Genomic DNA, 21,279 nt, shown 5'->3' with positions numbered 1-21,279 from the left:
ACCGCCGCTGGCTGCACCGCGTGGTGCGCTATCTGGCCGGCACCATCGGCATCGACCAATTCCTCGACATCGGCGCAGGTCTGCCGACCGTCGGCAACACACACGAGATCGCCCAGCAGCAGAACCCCGCGGCGCGCGTGGTCTACGTCGACAACGATCCGGTGTGCAACATCCACGGCCGGGTCCTGCTCGAGCGCAACGAGTTCACTCATTTCGTGCCCGCGGATCTGACCGCGCCGGAAACCTTGCTCGCGCACTCCGAGGCCACCCAGCACCTGGACCTCACCCGCCCGCTGGCGCTGATCCTCTGCGGCATCCTGCACCACGTCGACGACGATCTCGATCCCGCGGGGATCATGCGCCGGTACATCGATGCGCTGCCCGCCGGATCCTACGTCGCGATCACGCATTTCCACGATCCCGCCGACGGCGGCGAGGCGCACGAGATGGCCATCGAGCTGCAACGGCGTTTCACCGAAATGGGGCTCGGCTCCGGCTGGTACCGCACCAGGGAGCAGATCGCCTCCTACTTCGGCGATCTGGAACTGATCGAGCCCGGTCTGGTCGAACTCGACGACTGGTGGCCGATGGGCCCCGCGCTGCGGCCGCGGCTGACCGAGGAACGCCTGCTGCTCGGCGGCGTCGGTTTCAAACCCCACGAGCGCGGCAACGTGACGCATCTTCCGCGCCGCTGACTCTTCTTCAACGAGGCCGCCGTCTCGAGCGGTCACTCGAACTCTCACCCCGTGTAGGAGCCCATACTCCATGCCCGAAGACCACAGCCCCCTCATCCGAACCGACATCCCCCACTCCGCGCGGATCTGGAACTACTGGATGGGCGGTAAGGACTATTACGAGATCGACCGCATCGCAGGCGACGCCGGGATCGAGGTCGATCCGGACATCACCACCATGGCGGTGCAGTCGCGCCAGTTCCTCATCCGCGCGGTGCGCTACCTCGCCGGGGAACAGGGCATCCGCCAGTTCCTCGACATCGGGACCGGCCTGCCCACCATGCAGAACACCCACGAGGTCTCCCGCTCTTCGCCCAGCACAGCCGAGGCGGGTCTGGAAATCTGTATCGGACTGATAGCTCTCCGTGTCCCCTTCGTACAAGGCAGAATCCACGATATCCGGCGATTGACGGAGCGGTGTCTGCATGCCACCGAAACGCTCAGCCCACAGCCGACTGCGCTGCAGGTATCTGCCAAGTCGGTGATCGCGTGGCTTGCCGTGCGGCAAGGGCAAGACGCTCATCGTATGATCGAGGACTGCGTCGCCGACTGCATTCCCGATACCGACATGGCCAGCTGGCGCAAGCACCCTGAAATCGACTTCGGCCTTCCTCCGCGACTGGATTTGGCCCGTGGCACAGAAATGGTGATGCGCGATCGGGATCCGAGAGCAATCGCAGTGCTCGAGCGGGCCTGTGACAAGTTCCGTGATCTCGGCAATCGCGGCGGCGAGATGATGGCCGGCATGTTCGCCGGCTTCGCGGCGGCCCTGCTCGGATCATCGGAACAAGCTCACGCGATTTCCGAGCGTTGCCTTGAGCAAGCGCAAGTATCGGGCGCACGGTGGGCGGCTTCGTGGGCTGAGCTCAGCCGGGCCGTCGCCCTACTCAAGCATGGCGATCCCAACGCGGCGTTGGCGATCCTGGATGACGCCTTGCGTCATCAGCTGTCCGTTCGTGATCAGTGGGGTGCGGCGTGGGCGGTCGAGCTGCGGATTTGGGCATTGGCAGCCCTCATCACAAACAACGGCAGCAGCCACCCTCAGAATCCATCTCTGGCAAGGGAGATCGCCTACCTCACTGGGGGCATGGGCGCCGTACGAACGCGCCTGGGCATCGACATCGCATCGATGGGGTCGTTCGCTGACCAGTCGCGCCAGGCCGCCGCGGTATCCCGCAAGGTGCTCGGTGCTGCCGCATACGCGGATGCCGAGAAACGCGGCGCTCGTCTCGACCCTGTGAACAACGAGGTGCACCGCGTGGCTCTGCGCGAACTGACTATGAACTTCGCGCCGCTGCCTGCACCCGAGCCGTGGCGCACTCTATCGGAACCCCAGCTCGAGATCGCCATCCTGATTGCTGCCGAGTACACGAATCGTGCCATCGCCGCACGTCGAGGCGTCTCCCGGCGAACGATCGACGCGCAAGTCGCGGCGATATTCCAGAAGCTGAAGATCAATTCGCGAAAAGACGTAGCGGCGAGCATTCCTGCACATCTCATGCCCAGAATCGACGCCGCAGCACGAGAACGGCCTTCAGCTTCGAATCCTGACGATGTGACATAGGTAAGTGACCTCGGTAGGTATCTGCCGGTCATTCCGCATTCCATCTTCATTGCGTGCGTGTGAGAGTCGCGCTAACGACCACAACTCCCGCGACGAAAGGGCGCCATCCGAAGCCGGTGAGCGCTCCCTTGCCGCTGGACGCTACGGGCACCGCACGAAGGATCACCATGTCACAAGCCGCTGTCTCGCGTGATGCGATTCTGATCGTTGGTGCTGGGCCAGCGGGTTTGACTCTCGCCCTCGAGTTGCTGCGCTGGGGTGTGCCATGTCGCGTAATCGACAAAAGGTCCGGTCCTGCCACGACATCAAGATCGTTCACCGTCCACATACGAACATTGGAAGGATACGACAGGGCGGGGATCGTCGCGCCATTGCTGGATATGGGCATCTGGAGCGGTGGTATGGTCTTCCATTTCGAGGGGGACGAACATGAGGCGGAGCGGCTCGCTTTCGAGCGATTGAGTCACCGGTATCCGGGCATCCTCCTGCTTGAGCAGGACCGCTTGGAGAGCGTTCTGCGTGCCGAGCTTGCCACACGCGGCGTTCTCGTGGAGTGGAACACCGAACTACGCGCCCTCACCACCAGTGACAGCGGACGCATCACCGCGACCATTGCACACACCGACACCGACAGCCGGGTCGTAGCGGAGATCGTGAACCCTGACTGGCTGGTGGGATGTGATGGAGTGCGAAGCACCGTGCGCACCCTCCTCGGGCTGGATTTCCGAGGCGATGAGTACACCGGCAGCATGAGGATGATGGATGTCCCGGTGTTTGGCCTTCCGCACAAAGACGCGGATATCCATTACGACATCCATCGGGGGGAAATGCTGCTCACGGCACCGTTGCCCACCGAAGCGCAGCTTCCCACCAACTACCGTGTCCTGATCCACGACCCCACGCCCGCACGGCGGGCCAAACCCGAGCTCGCCGCCGCTCGCGCGGAGTTTCAGCAGGCGATAGACAGGCACTTCGACGGCGCCGTCATGCTCGGTAAGCCGAAGTGGGCCACTGTTTTCGAGATCTGGCGGCGCGTCAGCTCTGCCTACCGCATCGGCAATATCTTCCTGTGCGGCGACGCCGCACATGTTCATTCACCTGCTGGTGGCCAAGGCATGAACGCCGCAATCCAGGACGCGTTCAACCTCGGCTATAAGCTCGCAGGTGTAGCGGCGGGCGAGGCTCCGGAGGAGGTGCTGGACACCTACGAGGCGGAGCGCAGGCCGGTCGCCGAGCAGGTCATCGACGTCACCCACAGGCTGCACAGCTTCACGATGGCGCACGGCAAATCCACGGAGGACCGCCGTGCGATCATCCGAGCACCAGGCTTCAAACAGGCTGCTGCAAAGCAAATTTCAGGACTGTCGTACTCCTACCGCGCGGTCATAGCTCAGCCTCCCGGCATACTGCCACTGGATGGCCTCAGAGCCGGAGACCGCGCCCCTGCCGTGGCCATCACGCCGACGCTGGGGCTTCACGACCTGCTGCGCCATCCGGGCTACACGCTGCTGGTCTTGCAACGGCATCCGCAGTCCACGCTGGCGGCATGGGCCGCGCACGCTGCGCAGCCCTACGGTCGACGACTGCGAGTGGTGGCCCTCGCCTCGACTGACTCAACCCGGCGGTGGCGGCCCCCATGGCGCAGGGAAGAGCGCCGGCACTGCCGATCGTGGCTGGGCTGGTCGCCGCGGAGGATCAACCGAGGCGCACTCCCTCGCGCATCGAGGTTGACCCACGAGGTTGGCGCGGCCGGGCCAACCCATGCCGTAGTCGCCGAAAGCAACGATATTTTCGACATGTACGGCGATTCCGCCACGGACTCGCTGTGCCTGGTGCGACCGGACGGACATATCAGCCTGCGGTGCCGCGGAAACGATAAAGCCGCACTACTCGCCATGCTGCAGACAGCACTGATCGCAGCCCCTGACATAAACGACACCCACGCTCCCGCTGAGCCTCCGCTGGTCGCGCACGGCGCTGAGGACATCTGAAGACCGGCCATGACCGAGATCACGACCATGAACGCGGTGATCGCAAACCTCTGTCTATTCGCAGTCCCGACGCGGCACCGCAGGCACGCCAAGACGGCGCAATCAGTGTATCGACCACCCAACATGTGCCCACAACGTCGACCCAACCCTGGTCGCGGCACAACCAAAGCCATCAGCGCAGACAAGGAGCCGTAGGCATCGTCCAGAACCGGCTTCGGCAGCTAGCAACCCGATTGCTCAGCAAGCCACGGCGCGGTGACGAGTCAGCCACCTCGGCGGCTACGGGTACATGACGAGGCAGCACACCACAGAAGGACGAAGGCAACAATGAGAAAGTTGGTCGAGCGAATAGAACCACTCGGCACCGGCCCGAACCCGGCGACGCTCGGTGAATATATCAACTGGGTCCGATTGACCAGCGTCGTGCCTGAGAGGGTCCGACACCTCTCACCGCGCGGCAACGAACGCGGACTTACACTGACACAGTTGGGCGCATTGCTCGATTCCTCTCTCAACACCGTCCAGAAGTGGATCCGCGACGAACGCACACCCTCCGACACCTATATCGACCTGCTCATCGAGCAACTGAGCGTCCCCTGGTACATCGCGGACGTCATGCGGGCTTTGGTCGCCCCGGATCTCTACCCGGTCTCCACCGAGCAGTGGCCGGAGCTGACCGACGACGACATCTCCTACCTCGAAAACCACAAAGGCCCAGCGTGTTTCCAAGGGCTGCTCTACGACATTCCGCCTGGCGGGGCGAACCAGCAATGGTGCGACGTGTTCCCCATGCTGCAGCCGGCACCCAGGGGCTCCAAACACGCAGTAAACATCATCGATCTGATGCTCAATCACCCCGACTCCAAACGATTCAGAAAGCGATTCGAACGCATACAGGTCCTACTCTTCGGCGTACGCATTCTCCGCCCCTTCGCCGATCCCACCAGATTCGCTGAAGTCTACGCAGCCTGCGCCAGATCACCACACTTCGCAAGATTATGGAAAAACGATCCTCTACCGGAGATCATCGACGACACAACCGTCGGAATATACAACGCCGAAACCGGCCAATACGACATCTACGAAACCAGACAAACCGACGCCCACTTCCCACCCAGCCAACTCAAGACCTACTCGCTCTACCAGCCCACACCGAGGCGCAATGACCTACCGGGCACCCCTGGATCACTCGTTCACCAGCCGACCGCCCGCGGCTGAGGGCCTTCGGTTCATGACCACATAGCCGAAAGCCACCCAGCACGGCAACCGCTCCCCAGTCAAATACTCGCTACTGGGGGGCTCTGTCGCGCGCCGAGTTCGCGTGATAGTTCGAGAAATACACCCACCCTGGGTGGAATATCGAAAAAGTCACCCACGGTGTACACGCTAAAAGTCTTGACTACCCACCAGCCACGAATGAATGCTTGGGAAGCAATCAGCCGTTTGCCCGACAACACCAGCACCGCGAATCGCCGTTGCCAGCAAACGTCCTCAAGCAGCCTGACGCATGTCATGTCGAACGGACATAGCGCTGCGCCTTTGACATCGAGGTGGTCGAAACTTTGCGTACGCGAATGCAGCCATCGCAGGCGCACCTTATGGTGCCGCGTTGCGGGAAGACCAGAACACTGCTAGAGGAAACCGATGGCGTCCACGGCCGGATCTGCCCTCCTGGACCCGCCAGCCACCTTCGCCTCTTCTCAGTGTCATCCGATCGGAACCTGCTCCGATCCTCCCCGCATGCGCGATGGCGGCCAAGCGCGCCGCCACTCGCACCGATGCGGCACGGAGTCGAGCCGCCAGCGAGTGATGACCGATGAGCCAAGCACAGCCAGAGCATCCCGCAACCGCCCCGTCAACCGCCCGGACACCGCATTGCGAGAAACCAGCATTGAATTCGGCCAGACATTGTCGACCGATGCTGCGGCCTCACGATGAATCAGTCGTGGGTTTCGACGACCTCTACAGTGCACGTCCGCGGATCGTCCAGTTTCCCGGCATCCCCTTTCACTACCCGACCACTGTCATCGAGACACCGATCGGGGTGGCACACTGCGCAACAGCGACCATCGATCAACGTGGCCGCGTCAGCGACAGATCAGCCATCAGGAAGCTCGACTGGCATCCCGGCCAGCCAGTAACAATCCAGCACCAAGACCAACTCGCAGTCGTGGACCCTGCCGACGACGGTCGCTGGGCCGTCGGCCCGACCGGATACATCCACCTTCCGGCAAACGTCCGTCACGCCTGTGGCATGCAGGCTGGTGACCGGCTCCTACTCGTAGCGTCCCTTACTCTCCAGCGGCTCGTCGTGTACACAACACCACTGGTGGCCGCCGCTATCTCACAATTCCGACCCAATCCGTGGGAACCTCAATGACTTCCGAAGACGTCAGCACAGCGCTGCACTTGATCTCCAGACTGGGATTGAAACTCGAAGACCTGCTCGACGAGTCGACACGACAAGGGCCCGCACCAACTTTCGCACAGTACATTGCACAGGTCTCGGCCTCGGCATCAGAACAAACTCTCAAGAACTACGGATCCTATTGGAAGGTCCTCGTGCAGAGGTGGGGTGATAGGCCCATCACCGAGCCGACGTACACCGAGATCGAACAACTCGTCAGCGAACACCGGGTACGCGCGGCTGCTGCCGGACGATCGAATTCACGCGGCGGCGTCGGCGCTGCGGCGACCTTGGTGGCAGCAATTCGCCGGCTTTACCGCCACGCCGAACTCGACCGGTTGATCCACCCGCTCGACAACCCGGCCGCGAAAGTCAGAAGAGCGCGCCTGCCCAGAAGCCCGAGACACGCGCTGTCTCTCGACCATATCCGCGACATCGGCCGTGTTGCCGCGACGACTGGCAATGATCGGCCACTGGACGCGCTGATCGTGCGTATCCTGATCGAAACCGCGTGTCGCCGCGGCGGACTGCTCGGCTTGACCATCGATGACCTCAACTCCCACGACTGCCTTGTCCGCCTTCGAGAGAAGGGCGGAACCGTCAGGTGGCAACCCGTCTCGCCGACCTTGATGGAGAGGATTCTCGAGCACATCGAAGCCCGGGGTGGCGCGGAAGCAACGCGACATGTCCTCCGATACCGGGACGCAAGACCGGTCGGAGTAGCGCGCATCAACAACCTCTTCAAGCGCATCAGGAATTTCCTGCCTTGGGCATCGTCGGTTGGAGTTTCCGCGCACTGGGTCCGCCACACGACGCTGACTTTCGTCGAACGAGAGTTCGGAATGGCGGTCTCCAGCGCCTACGCTGGCCACCAAGACAGGCCCGGGGCGGGCCCGACCACCCTCACCTACACCAAAGCCAGCCTGCTCGACGTCGTCGAGGCGCTCGTCGCCCTGACCGGCGAGGCCCACCCCCTGCTTCCCATCGGCACGCGACATCCACTGTCGACCGACGGATCGCGCAAGCCCGGCGAGACCGACACGGTAGGGTAACGCGCTATGAACCCACTTTTGTGGCGACTTCGCTGTGGAATGGGTGTTCTAACGTATGTTCGAATCCCGCAAGCCCATCATCGCCGCCGTCAACGGCCCCGCCGTCGGCGTCGGCATCACCATGACGCTCGCCGCGGACTTCCGCATCGCGGTCGACAACGCCCGCATCGGGTTCGTCTTCAATCGACGCGGAATCGTTCCCGAGTCCTGCTCCAGCTGGTTCCTGCCCCGTCTGGTCCCGATGCAGACCGCATTGGACTGGGTGTACTCGGGCCGTCTCGTCGACGCGGGCGAAGCGCTCGACGCGGGATTGTTCTCCGCGCTGCACCCGGCGGACGCCCTGCTCGACGAGGCCCGTGCGCTCGCCCGCCGCGTCACCGAGCACTCCGCGCCGGTCTCGGTGGCCCTGTCCCGGCAGATGCTGTGGCGCAACCTGGGCGCCGACCATCCGATGATCGCGCACCGCATCGAATCCCGCGGCATCTACCACCGGGGCGCGAGCGCCGACGCCAGGGAAGGCGTGACCGCCTTCCTGGAGAAGCGGGAAGCACGATTCCCCGACAGCGTCGACCGCGACCTACCGGACATCTTCGGCGACGATCTCGCGGCCCCGCCGTTCCGGCCGTAATCCTCGGCGGTGACCGATCCCCAGGCGAGAACTCCGTCAGGGCCCGTCGACGGTGGCGAGGAATTCCCGCAGCAACGCGGTGATCGCCGCGGCTTGTTCCAAGCTGCTGGTGTGGCCGCAATCGGTGATGGTGTGCAGGCGCGCGCCGGGAATCGCCTCGGCGATGCGTTCGGATCGCGCGGGCGGCGTCGCGATGTCGTCGGCGCCGACGGCGACGAGCGTCGGCATCGTGACGGCGGCGATCTCGTGTTCCACCGAAGCGCGGTCGGCCACGCCGAGGACCGCCCTGCGCACGGCGGCACGGTCACAGCGCCGCAGGCGGGCGGCCCATTCGTCGACGACGGGTCGATTCGCGGGGTCGGCCAGGAAACTCGGGCCGAAGAGGTGCGGTTCGATCCTGCGGAGAATCGGTTTCGCGCCGAACAGGCGCAACGCGAGCGCGAGCCGCTTGTACTCCCCGATCTTGCCGGGATCCTCCGGCTCGGCGCTGCTGTCCAACAATGTCAGTGAGCGCAGCAGCGTGCCGTGCCGCGCCGCGATCCGCTGCCCGACGAAGCCGCCCATGGACAAACCGACCCAGTGCACCGGAGCGATCCCGAGCTGCCGGATCACCGCGACGGCGTCGCCGGTGAGAGTGTCCATGTCATAGCCGCGGGCAGTCGCCGCAGTCGCGCCCTGACCGCGCCAATCGATCGCGATGCAGCGGTAGTGCTCGCGCAGCGCCTCGATCTGCGGCTGGAACATCCAGCCGCCGAACAGTAATCCGTGACCGAATACCACGGCGGCCGCCTCCGGGCGGTCGCGCGGTGCTCCCGTGTCGGTGTAGGCGATCGGCGCGCCGTGGACCGTTATGGTGGGCATGAGTTCGTCCTGCTCCGAGATATCCCGCGCTACACCGAAATCGACAGTTCCGCCGGGCCACGCACATTGATCCGGCCGTTCCAGCGCAATTCCTCGATGGTGGCCTCGGGGAAGCGCCGCACGAACCGGGTGAAGGCCGCGCGGGCCTCGAGCCGGACCAGCGCCGCGCCCAGGCAATGGTGGATGCCGGCGCCGAACGAAAGGTGCTGCTGCGCGTTCGGCCGGTCGAGGTGCAGCTCGCCGCCGTCCGCGCCCCAGAACTCGGGATCGCGATTGGCGGCGCCGACGCAGGCGAGCACCAGGCTGCCGGGGGGAATCACCGATCCGCCGATCGGCACGGACTCCACGGTGATCCGGCGCATCAGTTGCACGGGGGTGTCGTACCGGAGCAGTTCGGCGACGGCGTTCTCGGCGAGTGCGGGATCTTCCCGGAGCCGTCGCGCCTGGTCCGGGTGGCGCAGCAGGGCGAGCACGCCGTTCGCGAGGTGGTTCACGGTCGTCTCGTGGCCCGCGATGTAGAGCAGCATCACCTGGGCGACCAACTCGTCCTCGCTCAGCACATCGCCGTCGTGTTCGGCGGTGATGAGCCTGCTCAGCAGGTCGTCGCCGGGCGCGGTGCGCTTCCAGCGGACCAGGTTCCCGACCATGGCGAACAGTTCCTCGTTGGCCGACCGGACCTCGGCCTGCAAGGCGGGATCGGGAAGAGGTTCCAGCGCAAGCACCAGTCTCGCGGTGAGTTCCCGCAGCCTGGTGTGCTCGACCACGGGGATGCCCAGCATCTCGGAGATGAGCGCGAACGGCACCGGGAACGCCAGTTCCGCGACGACATCCGGGGTGCCCGCCTCGGCGATGCGGTCCAGGGCGGCGTCGACGAGCGCCTCGGCCCTCGGCCGCAACGCCTCGATCGCGCGGGGCGTGAACGCCTTGGCCACCAGGCGGCGCAGACGGGTGTGATCGGGTGGATTCCGGTCCAGCATGGACAGTCCGCGCATCATGCGGTTTTCCTTGCCGAGCCTGCCGCTGTCGCTCTTCCACGTCGGCAGGCGGGTGAGATCCTGCTCGTCGACCGATTGCGCCGAGCGTTGCAGCGCGGCGGCGTCCTCGTACTTCGACACGATCCAGAACCCGAGCGGGTGCTCGTGCACGGGTGCGGTGGCACGCAGCCGGTCGTAGTGCGGATAGGGATCCTCCGCGAAGCCCGCGGCGAACGGATCGAACACGTAGGTGTCGGTGGTCATGGCCGCTCCTCCCGGTTCACGAGTTGACCAGTTTCACGTTGCGCATGGTGACAAGTGCGGTGGCGCAGAGTGTTTCGCCATCGTCGTCGACCGAGAAGACATCCGTGGCCGCGATCGTGATGAGCGCCCCGGGCTTGATCACCCGGCCGCGCGCGACGACCTTCGGCCCTTTGGCCGGGGCGAGGATCTTCACCGTGTAGTCGATCGTCATGTTCGCCCAACCCGGCCGCAGCAGGGTTCCCGCCGCGGAGCCCGCGGCGAAATCCGCCAGGGAGCCGAGCACCCCGCCCTGGAAGAACCCGTCGTGCTGGGTGAGTTCCTCGCGATGCGGCTGGATGATCTCGGCCTCGCCGGGTGCCACCCGGCCGAAGGTGAAACCCAGGTGCCGGGCGGCGGGCATGCTGAGCACCGCGCCCGTCACGATCGCTTCGAAGTCGGGGTTCGCCGCTTGCCATGCCTGCATGTGTTCAGCTCCTCGTCCGCGGTTGCGCCGGTTCCTCCACGTGCGGCGACCAGATCTCGAAACCGCCTGCTAGATAACGTTTTCTGGCCGCCGCCCGCATGATCTTCCCGCTGCTGGTCTTCTGCACCTGACCGCCCGAGGTCAGCACCACCTCGCCGACGGCCAGTTCGTGCTCCCGCACGACCGCCGCCCTGATCGCGCCGATGATGTCGGTGATGTCGCCCTCCGGCGCGAACGCCCGGTTGACCTCCTGCACCACGACGATCTTCTCGCCGTCGCGTCCTGGTACCGAGAAGGCGGCGCCGCCGCCGATCCGCAGCGCGGGATGCGCCGCCTGCACGGTGCGCTCGATGTCGTGCGGGTAGTAGTTCCGGCCGCGAACGATGATGACGTCCTTGCGCCGACCCACCACGTACAGCTCACCGTCCACCAGCACACCGAGGTCGCCGGTACGCAGATACGTCCGTGCCGGATCGTCGGCGCAGCGCGCCTGAAAAGTCTCCGCGGTCGCTTCGGGCTTTTCCCAATAACCCTGCGCTACATGATCTCCCGAGACCCATATCTCGCCGATCCGATCCGGCGGGCATACTCGTCCGGTGCCGGGGTCCACGATGCGCAGTTCTTCCCTCGGAAGTACGCGGCCCGAACCGGCCACGGTGCGATTCCGGCCCGCTGCCACCTCGTACCGCCCCCGCCCGAGCGCTTCGACGTCCAGCTCGAGCGTCGTCGGGCCACGCCCCTTCCGGCTGCCGGTGACCAGAAGCGTGGCCTCGGCGAGGCCGTAGCATGGATACAACGCGCGCGCGTCGAAACCGAATGGCGCGAAGGTCTCCGCGAATCGCGTCAACGTCTCTGCCCGGATCGGCTCCGCGCCGTTGAACGCCACCTTCCAGCTGCTCAGATCCATCCGTGGCACCTCCCCCGCGCTCGCGCGCGCGACACAGGCGGCGAAGGCGAAATCGGGCCCGCCGCCGGTGTGCGCGCGATATCGGGAGATGGCCTCCAGCCACAGCAGCGGTCTGCGAATGAACGTCGCCGGTGACATGAGGACGCTGGTCGCCCCGACATACAGCGGTTGCAGCACATTGCCGATCAGGCCCTGGTCGTGGAAGAACGGCGCCCAGCCGACCACCGTCGAGTCCCGATCGTGGCCGAATGCCCGCCGGATCATCTCCTCGTTCGCCAGCAGATTCCGATGCGTGACCATGACGCCTTTGGGAGTCGCGGTGGAACCGGAGGTGTACTGCAGGAAGGCGACGGAGTCCAGTTCGGCGGCGACGGCCGGACGATCGATTCGTCCCGCGGGCATGGCGTCCACCGCGAGCCACTGCCGGACCTGGCAGATCGGCTCCAGCACCGGCCGCAGCGGCGCGATCAGCGCACCGAGGGTCAGCACCGCGGCCGGCGCGCAGTCGAGGACGATGGATCGGGTCGCGTCCTGCACTCGGTCACGGCGCGGTGGATTCACCGGCACCGCGATGACCCCCGCGTAGAGGCAACCGAAGTAGGCGACGATGAAATCCAGGCTCTGCGGGAAGACCAGCAGCGCGCGGTCGCCGGGCACGCACCGGGAATGGAGTTCCCGCGCCACCGCCAGTGCCCGGTGGTGTAGTTCGCGGTAGGTCAGAGCCGCTGCCTCCGAACCGTTCTCGTCCAAGAACACATAAGCGGTCCGGTCCGGCTCGCCGACGGCGCGGCGTTCGAGGATATCGGGAAGCAGAATGGTGTCCGGCATGTCGGGTCCTCACTGCAATGCCGCGGTCATCGCCGCCGCGACGGCCGCGGACCGCAGCCACGTCTTCGCCGAACCGGGCGCGGTCATCGGACGTTCCGCAGTGTGACCGGGAGATGTTTCAGCCCGCGGACGATGAAACTGTGGTCCTGCCATTCGAGTTCGCCGTCTCGCAGTTCCACACCGCCCGAATGCCGGTACAGGTGGTCGAAGGCGACCTCGGCCTGCAGTTCGGCCAGCGGTCCGCCCAGGCACCCGTGCATGCCGTGCCCGAACGCGAGATGGTCCGCGGCGGTGCGGGTCAGGTCGAACTCGTCGGGGCGGTCGAACACGGCGGGGTCGCGGTTGGCGGCGCCCAGGCACACCAGCACTTGGTCACCGGCCGAAACGCGATGTCCGTCGAGGTCGACTTCGCGGGTGGCCAGGCGCTTGGTCAGCTGGAGCGGACAGTCGTAGCGCAGCGCCTCGGTGACCGCGGCCCGCACGAACTCCGGCCGGTCCCGCAGCAGCGCGGCCTGGTCCGGATGGCGCAGCAGGGCCAGCACACCGTTGCCGATCAAGGATTTCGTGGTCTCGTTGCCCGCGACGAAGCACATGATGCAGACGAAGACGAGCTCCTCGTCGCTGAGCGTGTCGCCACCCGCGGTGCGCGCGGCGAGCAGCCTGCTGATCAGGTCGACGCCGGGCCGGAGGCGCCGTTCGGCGAGCACCGCGTCCAAGGCCGCGGCGAACTCCTCGACCACCGCGCACACGCGCGCGAAGTCCTCCGCCTTCATCAACCCGGGTTCCAGCAGAAACCGGATGTCGTGTGTCCATGGGCCGACCCGTGCACGCAGATCGCCCGGCAGGTCCATCCACTCGCACAGCACCGTCACCGGCAATGGCGCGGCCAACTCGGTGATCACGTCCAAGCCGCCCGCGTCCCGCGCTCGCCGCAGCAGCTCCTCGGTCGCCCGCACCACCACGGGGCGCAGTTCGGCGATCGCCGGGGCGGTGAACACCCGGTTCACCAGTCCGCGCAGTCGCGCGTGGTCCGGATTGTCGGTGAACACCAGCGATTTGCGGCCCAGCCGCTGGAGGCGCGCGACATCGCGCTGTCCGAAGCGCTCGGCCTGCTCGCCGACCAGCCGGGGGATCAGCCCGGCGCTGAAGGAACGGTCGCGCAGGACGCCGCGGACATCGGCATGCCGCGTGAGCACCCACATGCCCAGCGTCTTGTGCACCGGCCGCGCCTCGCGAAGCTGCCGGTAGAGCGGATAGGGGTCACGCCGGAACTCGGCGCCGAACGGGTTGAACCGGACGCGGGCCCGCACCGCCTCGGCATGGTCGTGTGCTCGCACCGTCATCCGGTCCGCACTTCCCGTCCGGCGAAGAAGTGGTCGCGATAGGGCGCGAGCACCAGCCGCAGCAACCCGATCTTGCCCATCCGGAAACCGAGCGCGGACAGCTTCAGATACCGCTCGTAGCGTGCGACCACTTCCGGGCCGACGACCTCGACGGCCTCCGCACGGCTCGCCCGCAGTCTGCGTGCCCATTCTTCGCAGGTCCACGCGTAATCCAGGCGTCCGTTGACGACGGAGCGGATCTCGAAGACGCCTTCGGCCGCGGCCGCGATCTCCGCGAACGTCGGCAGGTCGGCGTCCGGGAAGATCTCGCGCTGCATGAACGCGCTCGCCTGCTCGCGGTTCATATCGGCGTAGACGATCGTCTGCAACGACAGCACACCATCGTCGTTCAGCCAGTCACGACAGCGGGTGAAGAACTCCCGGTAGACCCGGATCTTCTCGGCGGGCTCGTCATCCGGGCGGGCGAAGTGCTCGAAGGCGCCGATCGAGATGATGCCGTCGAATCGGATGTCCGGCTCGTAGTGTGCCCAGTTCTCCAGCCGCACTTCGACACCCGGCAGGTCGCGGTCCCGCACGAACTCTGCCTGCTCGGCGCTCAGGGTCAGCCCGATCGACCGCGCGACCGCATGCTGCCGGGAAAGACGTTGCAGGGTCGCGCCCCACCCGCACCCGATGTCCAACACCGCCGCGGCGTTGTCGGCACCGATCGCGTCGAGGTGGAACCGCAACTTCCGTTCCTGGGCCGCCTCCAGGGTGTCCTCGTCGGTTTCCCGCAGCGCGCAGGAGTAGGTCAGCGATGAGTCGAGCCAGAGCCGGTAGAAGTCGTTGCCCGCGTCGTAGTGATGCCGGATCGCGGCCGCCGCGGCGTCGGCCCGCTCGGCGTCGATCGATGCGGACACGGCTAGGCCACGCTCTTGTGGCTCTGCTCGTGCAGATAACCGGCCACCGCGTTGATATTGGGGTTCTCGAAGAGATCTTCGGGAGCGAGATCGACGCCGTACCGCTGCTCCACTTCCATCAGCAGCGCCACCGCGAGGGCGGAGTCCACGCCCAACCGGTCGAAATCGGCGGCGGGGTCCACCGCCTCCGCCGGAATCTCGAGCAAATTCCCGAGGTACTCCCTGCACCAGCGGACGATGGCTTCTCTACTCGTATCCACGTTGCGCATTCCTCACACTGCGTTGCCGACGGGCTCGGCTTTTCCGGAAAGACGTTTGGCGGCCGTCCGCGTCGCGGACGGTACTTTCAGATCCCAGGCCAGCCCGCAGATCTCGAGCATTTTGATGACCCAGAATCCGGGATCGAGCCGGTACCACTCCAAACCGAAGGACGGCGACTCGGGAAACGCGTGATGGTTGTTGTGCCACGACTCCCCCAACGTCACCAGAGCGAAGACGCCGCCGTTGTGGCTGTTCTCCCGTGACGCGTAGCGGCGGGTGCCGAACATGTGCAGGAACGAATTGATCGCCCAGACGATGTGCTCGAGCACGAAGATCCGCACCAGACCGCCCCACAACAGGCCACTCACCGCACCGGTCCAGCTGAGCGAGACCACTCCGCCGACCACCGCGGGAAGCAGCAGTCCGAGCGCCACCCAGTAGTAGTACAGGCGGGCTATTCGCACCAGGCCGCGATCCTTGATGAGGTCCGGCGCGTAGTGCACGACGTTCGGGTACTCGTGGCGGCGCATCCACAGGAAATGCGAATGCGCCAAGCCCCGTAGCGTTCCGCGCAGGCCGCCGCCGGAAAGGTTCGGCGAGTGCGGGTCTCCTTCGCGATCGCTGTACTCGTGATGCCGCCGATGCAGGGCCACCCAGGACACCACGCCGCCCTGTCCGGCCATCGAGCCGAGCACCGCCAGCACACCGGCGACCCACGGCGTCGCCTTGAAGGTGCGATGGGTGAACAACCGGTGGTAGCCGACGGTCACGCCCAGCCCGGTGGCCAACCACATCGAGAACAGCAGCAGGAATTCGGTCGGGCCGAACGGATGCACCCGGAGAAAGGCGAACGCTCCGGCCGTGCCGAGAATCGGCAGGATATCGAACAGCAGGAAATGCCGACGCTGCAGCCGATGAATGTAAGGACTGCTGATCGTCTTCCTGCGGGGTTCCGGCTTCTCGCCGTTCGGATCACTGTCTTCGGCATTCACTCGACTACACCTCGTCGGTCCGGTGCCCGATTCCACCAGCGGGACATCTCGACCGTAACCTCGCCGACGCGAGGAACTCCGGCGGATCAAGAGCACCCGATCGCGGGATCGAAATCATTGATCGCGATCCGACTGCGATGTCGATTTCTCCGCGCACGCGCGCCACGAACGACGCACCGGGCGGCATCGCACCGCTACCCGACGGCGCCGTCGGCGCGCTCGCGAGCGGTCTCGTCCTACCGGCCGGGATCACGGTCGGTGAGAACGGGAGCGGATTCGCCGCCGACAGCGTCTATGTCACGCCGCCGTGCTCGGTCCACGCCACGACGCGCAGCGGAAACGAGCCCATCCCGCGCACCGGTGCGGGCAGTGCGACCAGCTTGGCACCGGTGCCGGGCAGCGCGTCCAGATTCGTCATCTGCTCGATGATCGGAATTCCCGCGCCCAGCAGCGTGTGATGGCACGGACGGATGGGCAACGACGTGTCGTCGACGTCGAGCGAGTCGATTCCCACCAGCGCCACATTCGCGGCGACCAGGGCGTCGGCGACCTCACCGACCAGGAACGGATGCCCGGAGTCCCGGTACCCGGCCGACCCCCACTTGGCCGACCAACCGGTGTGCACCAGCACCGCCTTGCCCCACAGGCGCGCGGGATCGCCGAGCACATCGGGGCCCACCGCGCGCAGTCCCGACGCGCGGATCAGCACGATCGGCACGTTGAACAGCCGCTCCAACGGCAGCTCGGCGATGTCTGCGCCCTCGGCGTGGAAATGGAAAGGCGCGTCGATATAGGTCCCGGTGTGGCCGACCATATCCACGCGTGCGATCTCGTAGGTCATGTCGATCAACGGCGATCGGTCACGTCCTACGGCCGTGGTGACGCGTGGCGCGGGCAGGCCCGGATAGGTGAGCATGCCGTCCGAGATCGGATGCGACAGCTCCACGATCGCTCGGCTCATACCAGGGACGCTACCGACCGATCCCGTGGTCGTATACGGAGTCGCCGAGCGCGCTCGGTACATGCGCGTCGCCCCGAAGAAGCGCAGAATGGACACCGGAAGGTCATCATGCGACTGCTACAAGGCCTGCTCGGCGTCGTGCTGGGGATCCTCACGGCCGTGCTCGGCACGGTACTGGGGCTGGTCGCGGCCGTGCTGTGGCTCGTCGGCGGGGTGCTGTGCGTGACGGTCATCCTGCTTCCCCTCGGCCTCCCGGTCGTCAAACTCGCCCGCCGCCTGTTCACGCTCTCCCGCCGGCTCATGCGTCTGCCCTGACCGGATCCCCGGGATCGGACTTCCCATCCACCGGCCCGGTCCAGTTCGCCTCGTGCTGGGAGCGGTCCGGCAGCGTCGGTCCGGAACCATTGCCACGCCTCCTGAGGACGCATGTCGGTTGGCGCGGTACCCGTCCGCGTTCGGCGACAGGCGCGACCATCAGCGGATTCCGCCGGGCGGAACCCCGCTCGCGCCAAGCCGGGCGGCCGGTCACATTCCGAGTCCTTGACGGACACTCATCGACCACACCCTGCGACGAGGCCATTCGTCGCGACATCGAGCACGCCGCGACCGAGCGGCGGTTGCACGGACGGGGCCGGACAAGGCGCGCCGCAGCGCGGGTAGAAGACATGCGGGACAGGGCATGTCGGTGTCGAAGCTGCTGTTTCCCAGCGGAATTCGGCGGACCCCGTCCCCAGGATCGGCGATTCGCCGACTCCGCGAGACAGTGTCGGCAGGTAGCGTGTGCCGATATGGCGACCCCCCTGGCGTACAAGGCCACCTACTCCCATTCGGCCGAGGCGCTTCGCGCGGCGCTGGCCGACGAGCGGTACTGGAAGGACCGCGTCGAGCAGATCGGCGGAGAGCTCCTCGAGCTCGATACCGCCGAGGACCGTGTGCACGTGCGAATGGTGCAGACCATAGCGGCGGCGGAGTTGCCCGGTGCCGTCACCGCGGTGCGCCCCGAGGGGCTGGTCGTCATCCGCACCGAGACCTACACCCGTGAGGGCGGCGGTTTCGACGCAGGCGTCCAGGGTGTGCCCGCACGGGTGAGCGGCACCGTCCGGCTCATCGAGGAGGACGCCGCCGCGGCGGCGGTCGTGGACGGGGTGGCCGAGGTCGGCATCCCGTTGTTCGGCAGGAAGATCGAAGCCGCCGTCGTCGCCCGGCTGCTCGACATGCTCGCCGCGGAGGCGGAGTTCACCGACACCTGGATCACCGGCCACCGACACGCCGATCGGTGACCGGCTCGTGAAGTCGATCCGCTCACGAATCAGGCGGGCGCGGTCACCTCGTCGGTGTCGTGCGCTACGCCGGTCGCGGGCCGACGCCCCAGCGCGGGTGCGATCAGCTCCACGGTGTCGTGCAGGATCTGCTCGTAGTCGGCGCGGTGGAACTCGTACGGCAGCTCCAGCCGCAGCTCCGAGGTCTGCGCGAGCACCGGATCGGCACGCAGCCGGTCGATGATCTCCTCCGCGGGCCCGACCAGGTCCGGCGCGAACAGGACGCGCCGCTCACCCTGCGGCGCGAGGGTGCGCTCGTGCCTGCTCGCCGCGTACTGCCGGTACCGCTCGCGAGTCGATCGGTCGGCGCTGTCGAACGGGACGATCACCCGTCCCACCGCGACCCGGGCGGGCCGGGCCGGATCCACCAGCCTGCGGTACTCCTCGATCAGGCTCGACTGGGTGGTGATGAAATCGTCGCTGCGCTCGCCGATGACGATGTTCCCGGTCAGCAGGTTCAGCCCGTTCTCCCCGGCCCAGCGCACCGAGCGAGTGCTGGCGCCGCCGTACCACAGCCGGTCGATCAAGCCGGGATTGTGCGGCTGCAACCGGGGCCGCTGGATGTTGCCCGGGGAGTGGATCACCGTGTCGGCGTCACCGAGGTAGTCGCCCCGCAGGTTGTGGATCAGCCGGGCGATTCGTCCGTAGGACAAATCGTAGGTACGCCAGTCCCCGTCGAAGACCAGATTGCCGATCAAGTCGGCATGCGGCGGCGTGCCCGCGCTGAATCCGGCTTGCAACCGGCCCCGCGACAGCACATCCGCGAGCGACAGATCCTCGGCCAGCCGGAACGGGCTTTCGTAACCGATCGGAATCACGGCCGTGCCCAGTTCGATTCGACTGGTGCGCTGGCTTGCGGCGGCCAGGAACACCGCGGCCGACCCGACTCCGTGCTCGAGATGACGCTGCCGGATCCAAGCGCCGTCGAAGCCGAGGCTTTCGCCGTACTCGAACAGCCGCAGCGTGTCCTCGAGGCCGGAGTAGGGGTCGTCGTCGGGGTAGTTGCCCGGCGTCAGGAACGACAGCGTCCTGATCCGGGGCGTCGTGTCGCCCATGGGATTCAGGCGCGTTCGTACGGCAATTGCTCGCCGGCTTCGATCGCGACCGGGAGCCGGTTCTCCGCGGGCGGCAGCGGGCAGGTCGCCAGATCGGTGTAAGCGCAGGGCAGATTCACGGCGCGGTTGAAGTCCAGCCGCACCGATCCGTCGGCGTCCGGCGGTGACAGGTGCAGAACGCGGTTGGCGGCGTAAGTGGTGACGCCGGAGGTCTCGTCGGTGAAGAGTACGGTCAGACCGCCGGGCTCTTTGCCAGGGAAAGCGGTCAAGCCCAGCGCCCTCCCGTCCAGCTCGAACTCGACCCGCCCCGGCGCGTCGTAGACATGTTCCAGTCCTTCGACAGCGGCGCCGACCGTCGTAGGCCGCGGCTCCGGGAAGGCGACGTACCGCCCGGTGACCACCCACTTCGGGTGTGGCGGGTAGGCGGGGGTACCGCGAAACGCCGTGCGCAGCGGGTTGTCCGGGTGCCGCGGCCGGACGATATCGTGCCCGCCGCGCTTGGCGACCTCGATCACCGCGTCACCCCAAACAGCGTGCACCCCACCGCGTTCCGGGATGACCCCGAACACATGCCGACCGCGCACGGGTGTCCCGTCGACCACCAGTTCCTCGCCGTCGTCGAGAACCACCGTGACGCCGTCGGCGCCGGTGGACCAGGCGCCCGGCGCGTCGGGGAATCGCTGCGGCGTCTCGGCCAGCCAGTGCAGATTGGTGATGGCCAGGAAACCGTGCGGGTCGGCCAGTCGCTCCTCCTGCCCGCGGTGCCAGTCCTGCCAGTCGGCGACGAAGGCGTCGGTCGGAGGTGCCGCGGCGGTCTGCGCTGTCATGTGGTGCTCCTCGTCTGCAGCTGCGTCCGTCCCGGGTTCGGTGCCGCCGACACCAGGCGAACCGAGACGGTGCGGCACCACTCCGGACGACGAACGGAGGTGATACCCGGATTCAACCGCAGACCGCGGCGCACGGACAGGATTGCGATCAGCGCGAACGCAATCGGTCCGCACACCGGTTTTCACCTCGTCGTGTGCGCGCCGCCGTTGACGTGGATCGTCTGGCCCGTGATGTGCCGGGCGTGCGGCGAGGCCAGGAACTCGATCAGCCCGGCGACGTCATCCGGATCACCCGCGCGTTTGTTATGCGTGGCGTCGATCAACCAGGTGCGTCGTTGCTCGCTCAGCTGCCCCTGGAAGAAATCGGTGTTCTCGATGTAACCGGGCGCGACCGTGTTCACCGTGACCCCCTTCGGCGCCAGCTGCGCCGACAACCCGGCCGACCACGCCGCCAGTGCCGCCTTGGCGGCACCATAGGACCCCGCCGCGTACTCCGCGCCGATCGAGCCGACGTTGATCACCGCTCCGCCGGGGCGTAACCGCTGCCGCAGCGCCTCGGTGGTCAGGACCGCGCTCAACAGATTCGCCGACAGGTTCGCCTGCCATTGCGCGGCCAACTCCGCCAGCGACCTCACCTCGCCGCTCCCGCCCAGATCTGTGTTCCCTCCTGCCATGTTCACCATCACATCCACCTCGGGCCCGACCGACTCGGCGAACCGCTCCACGTCCGACGGAACCCCCGCATCACAGACGATCCCACGCACTCCGAGTTCCCGCGCGGCCTGTTCGACACGTTCCGCCGAACGACCGGTGATCACCACTTCCGCACCGCCCTCGGCGAACCGCTGCGCCACCCGCCGCCCGATTCCCCCGCTCGCCCCGGTGACGACGACCGTTCCGCGCATTCTCGTCTCCTCTCGGTATATTTAGCGCTAAATGTACCGAGGAG

19 protein-coding genes and 1 pseudogene are annotated in these 21,279 nt (G+C 66.5%); 8 read left to right on the top strand and 12 right to left on the bottom strand.

Features of this window, described 5'->3' with window-relative positions:
- The 6 genes and pseudogenes from ON21_RS34835 to ON21_RS34810 all read left to right on the top strand — a co-directional run.
- A partial coding sequence (locus tag ON21_RS34835; protein ID WP_051021795.1) for an SAM-dependent methyltransferase occupies positions 1-695 on the top strand: 695 nt, incomplete at its 5' end.
- A 70-nt stretch (positions 696-765) separates the two neighbouring features.
- Positions 766-2,298 carry an SAM-dependent methyltransferase gene (locus tag ON21_RS37780; protein WP_083881086.1) on the top strand — a complete coding sequence of 511 codons (1,533 nt, stop codon included), beginning with the start codon at positions 766-768 and terminating at the stop codon, positions 2,296-2,298.
- A gap of 167 nt (positions 2,299-2,465) precedes the next feature.
- Positions 2,466-4,289 (top strand): FAD-dependent monooxygenase, encoded by a 1,824-nt coding sequence (locus ON21_RS34825; protein WP_157171173.1) that lies wholly within the window; start codon positions 2,466-2,468, stop codon positions 4,287-4,289.
- Between the two features lie 327 nt (positions 4,290-4,616).
- Complete coding sequence (locus tag ON21_RS34820; protein WP_157171172.1) at positions 4,617-5,507, top strand: helix-turn-helix domain-containing protein; 891 nt, start codon at positions 4,617-4,619, stop codon at positions 5,505-5,507.
- A 1,158-nt stretch (positions 5,508-6,665) separates the two neighbouring features.
- Positions 6,666-7,748 (top strand): tyrosine-type recombinase/integrase, encoded by a 1,083-nt coding sequence (locus ON21_RS34815; RefSeq protein WP_063821189.1) that lies wholly within the window; start codon positions 6,666-6,668, stop codon positions 7,746-7,748.
- 52 nt (positions 7,749-7,800) lie between these two features.
- Positions 7,801-8,376: pseudogene (locus tag ON21_RS34810) on the top strand (enoyl-CoA hydratase-related protein); the annotation flags it as partial.
- Between the two features lie 36 nt (positions 8,377-8,412).
- On the opposite strand, the gene ON21_RS34805 reads toward ON21_RS34810, so the two are convergent.
- From ON21_RS34805 to ON21_RS34765, 9 genes are all read right to left on the bottom strand, one after another.
- Positions 8,413-9,237, bottom strand: a complete 825-nt coding sequence (locus tag ON21_RS34805) for an alpha/beta fold hydrolase (protein ID WP_039805212.1) — start codon at positions 9,235-9,237, stop codon at positions 8,413-8,415.
- A gap of 29 nt (positions 9,238-9,266) precedes the next feature.
- Positions 9,267-10,475, bottom strand: coding sequence for a cytochrome P450 (locus ON21_RS34800; protein ID WP_039805210.1), 1,209 nt, complete (start codon positions 10,473-10,475; stop codon positions 9,267-9,269).
- Between the two features lie 16 nt (positions 10,476-10,491).
- Complete coding sequence (locus ON21_RS34795) at positions 10,492-10,938, bottom strand: PaaI family thioesterase (protein WP_039805208.1); 447 nt, start codon at positions 10,936-10,938, stop codon at positions 10,492-10,494.
- Positions 10,939-10,942: 4 nt separating this feature from the next.
- The gene (locus ON21_RS34790; protein ID WP_039805207.1) at positions 10,943-12,673 is read right to left on the bottom strand and encodes a fatty acyl-AMP ligase; all 1,731 of its coding nucleotides are present in this window, start codon (positions 12,671-12,673) and stop codon (positions 10,943-10,945) included.
- An 83-nt stretch (positions 12,674-12,756) separates the two neighbouring features.
- On the bottom strand, positions 12,757-14,016 hold the full coding sequence (locus ON21_RS34785) for a cytochrome P450 (protein ID WP_039805205.1): 1,260 nt from the start codon (positions 14,014-14,016) through the stop codon (positions 12,757-12,759).
- Positions 14,013-14,915: an SAM-dependent methyltransferase gene (locus ON21_RS34780; RefSeq protein WP_039805204.1), complete on the bottom strand. Its 903-nt coding sequence runs from the start codon at positions 14,913-14,915 to the stop codon at positions 14,013-14,015. The genes ON21_RS34785 and ON21_RS34780 overlap by 4 nt, the downstream gene beginning before the upstream one ends.
- A 2-nt stretch (positions 14,916-14,917) precedes the next feature.
- Positions 14,918-15,184 (bottom strand): acyl carrier protein, encoded by a 267-nt coding sequence (locus ON21_RS34775; protein ID WP_039805202.1) that lies wholly within the window; start codon positions 15,182-15,184, stop codon positions 14,918-14,920.
- Between the two features lie 3 nt (positions 15,185-15,187).
- Positions 15,188-16,168, bottom strand: coding sequence for an acyl-CoA desaturase (locus tag ON21_RS34770; protein WP_051021788.1), 981 nt, complete (start codon positions 16,166-16,168; stop codon positions 15,188-15,190).
- Between the two features lie 292 nt (positions 16,169-16,460).
- Positions 16,461-17,129, bottom strand: a complete 669-nt coding sequence (locus ON21_RS34765; RefSeq protein WP_063821188.1) for a cyclase family protein — start codon at positions 17,127-17,129, stop codon at positions 16,461-16,463.
- Positions 17,130-17,237: 108 nt separating this feature from the next.
- On the opposite strand from ON21_RS34765, the gene ON21_RS34760 reads away from it, so the two are divergent.
- Positions 17,238-17,444 (top strand): hypothetical protein, encoded by a 207-nt coding sequence (locus tag ON21_RS34760; protein WP_039805200.1) that lies wholly within the window; start codon positions 17,238-17,240, stop codon positions 17,442-17,444.
- Between the two features lie 473 nt (positions 17,445-17,917).
- Positions 17,918-18,409 (top strand): DUF2505 domain-containing protein, encoded by a 492-nt coding sequence (locus ON21_RS34755; RefSeq protein ID WP_039805198.1) that lies wholly within the window; start codon positions 17,918-17,920, stop codon positions 18,407-18,409.
- A 29-nt stretch (positions 18,410-18,438) separates the two neighbouring features.
- Here ON21_RS34755 and ON21_RS34750 read toward each other — a convergent pair whose 3' ends face one another.
- The 3 genes from ON21_RS34750 to ON21_RS34740 all read right to left on the bottom strand — a co-directional run bounded on the left by ON21_RS34750 (position 18,439) and on the right by ON21_RS34740 (position 21,235).
- Positions 18,439-19,503 (bottom strand): LLM class flavin-dependent oxidoreductase, encoded by a 1,065-nt coding sequence (locus ON21_RS34750; RefSeq protein ID WP_051021787.1) that lies wholly within the window; start codon positions 19,501-19,503, stop codon positions 18,439-18,441.
- A 5-nt stretch (positions 19,504-19,508) separates the two neighbouring features.
- Complete coding sequence (locus ON21_RS34745) at positions 19,509-20,330, bottom strand: DUF1684 domain-containing protein (protein ID WP_039805268.1); 822 nt, start codon at positions 20,328-20,330, stop codon at positions 19,509-19,511.
- A gap of 182 nt (positions 20,331-20,512) precedes the next feature.
- Positions 20,513-21,235: an SDR family NAD(P)-dependent oxidoreductase gene (locus tag ON21_RS34740; RefSeq protein ID WP_039805196.1), complete on the bottom strand. Its 723-nt coding sequence runs from the start codon at positions 21,233-21,235 to the stop codon at positions 20,513-20,515.
- Between the last annotated feature and the right edge of the window lie 44 nt (positions 21,236-21,279).

The organism is Nocardia araoensis NBRC 100135 (assembly GCF_000308435.1).
In the GTDB taxonomy this organism is placed as follows: domain Bacteria; phylum Actinomycetota; class Actinomycetes; order Mycobacteriales; family Mycobacteriaceae; genus Nocardia; species Nocardia araoensis.
This window is presented reverse-complemented; position numbering and strand designations above follow the sequence as displayed.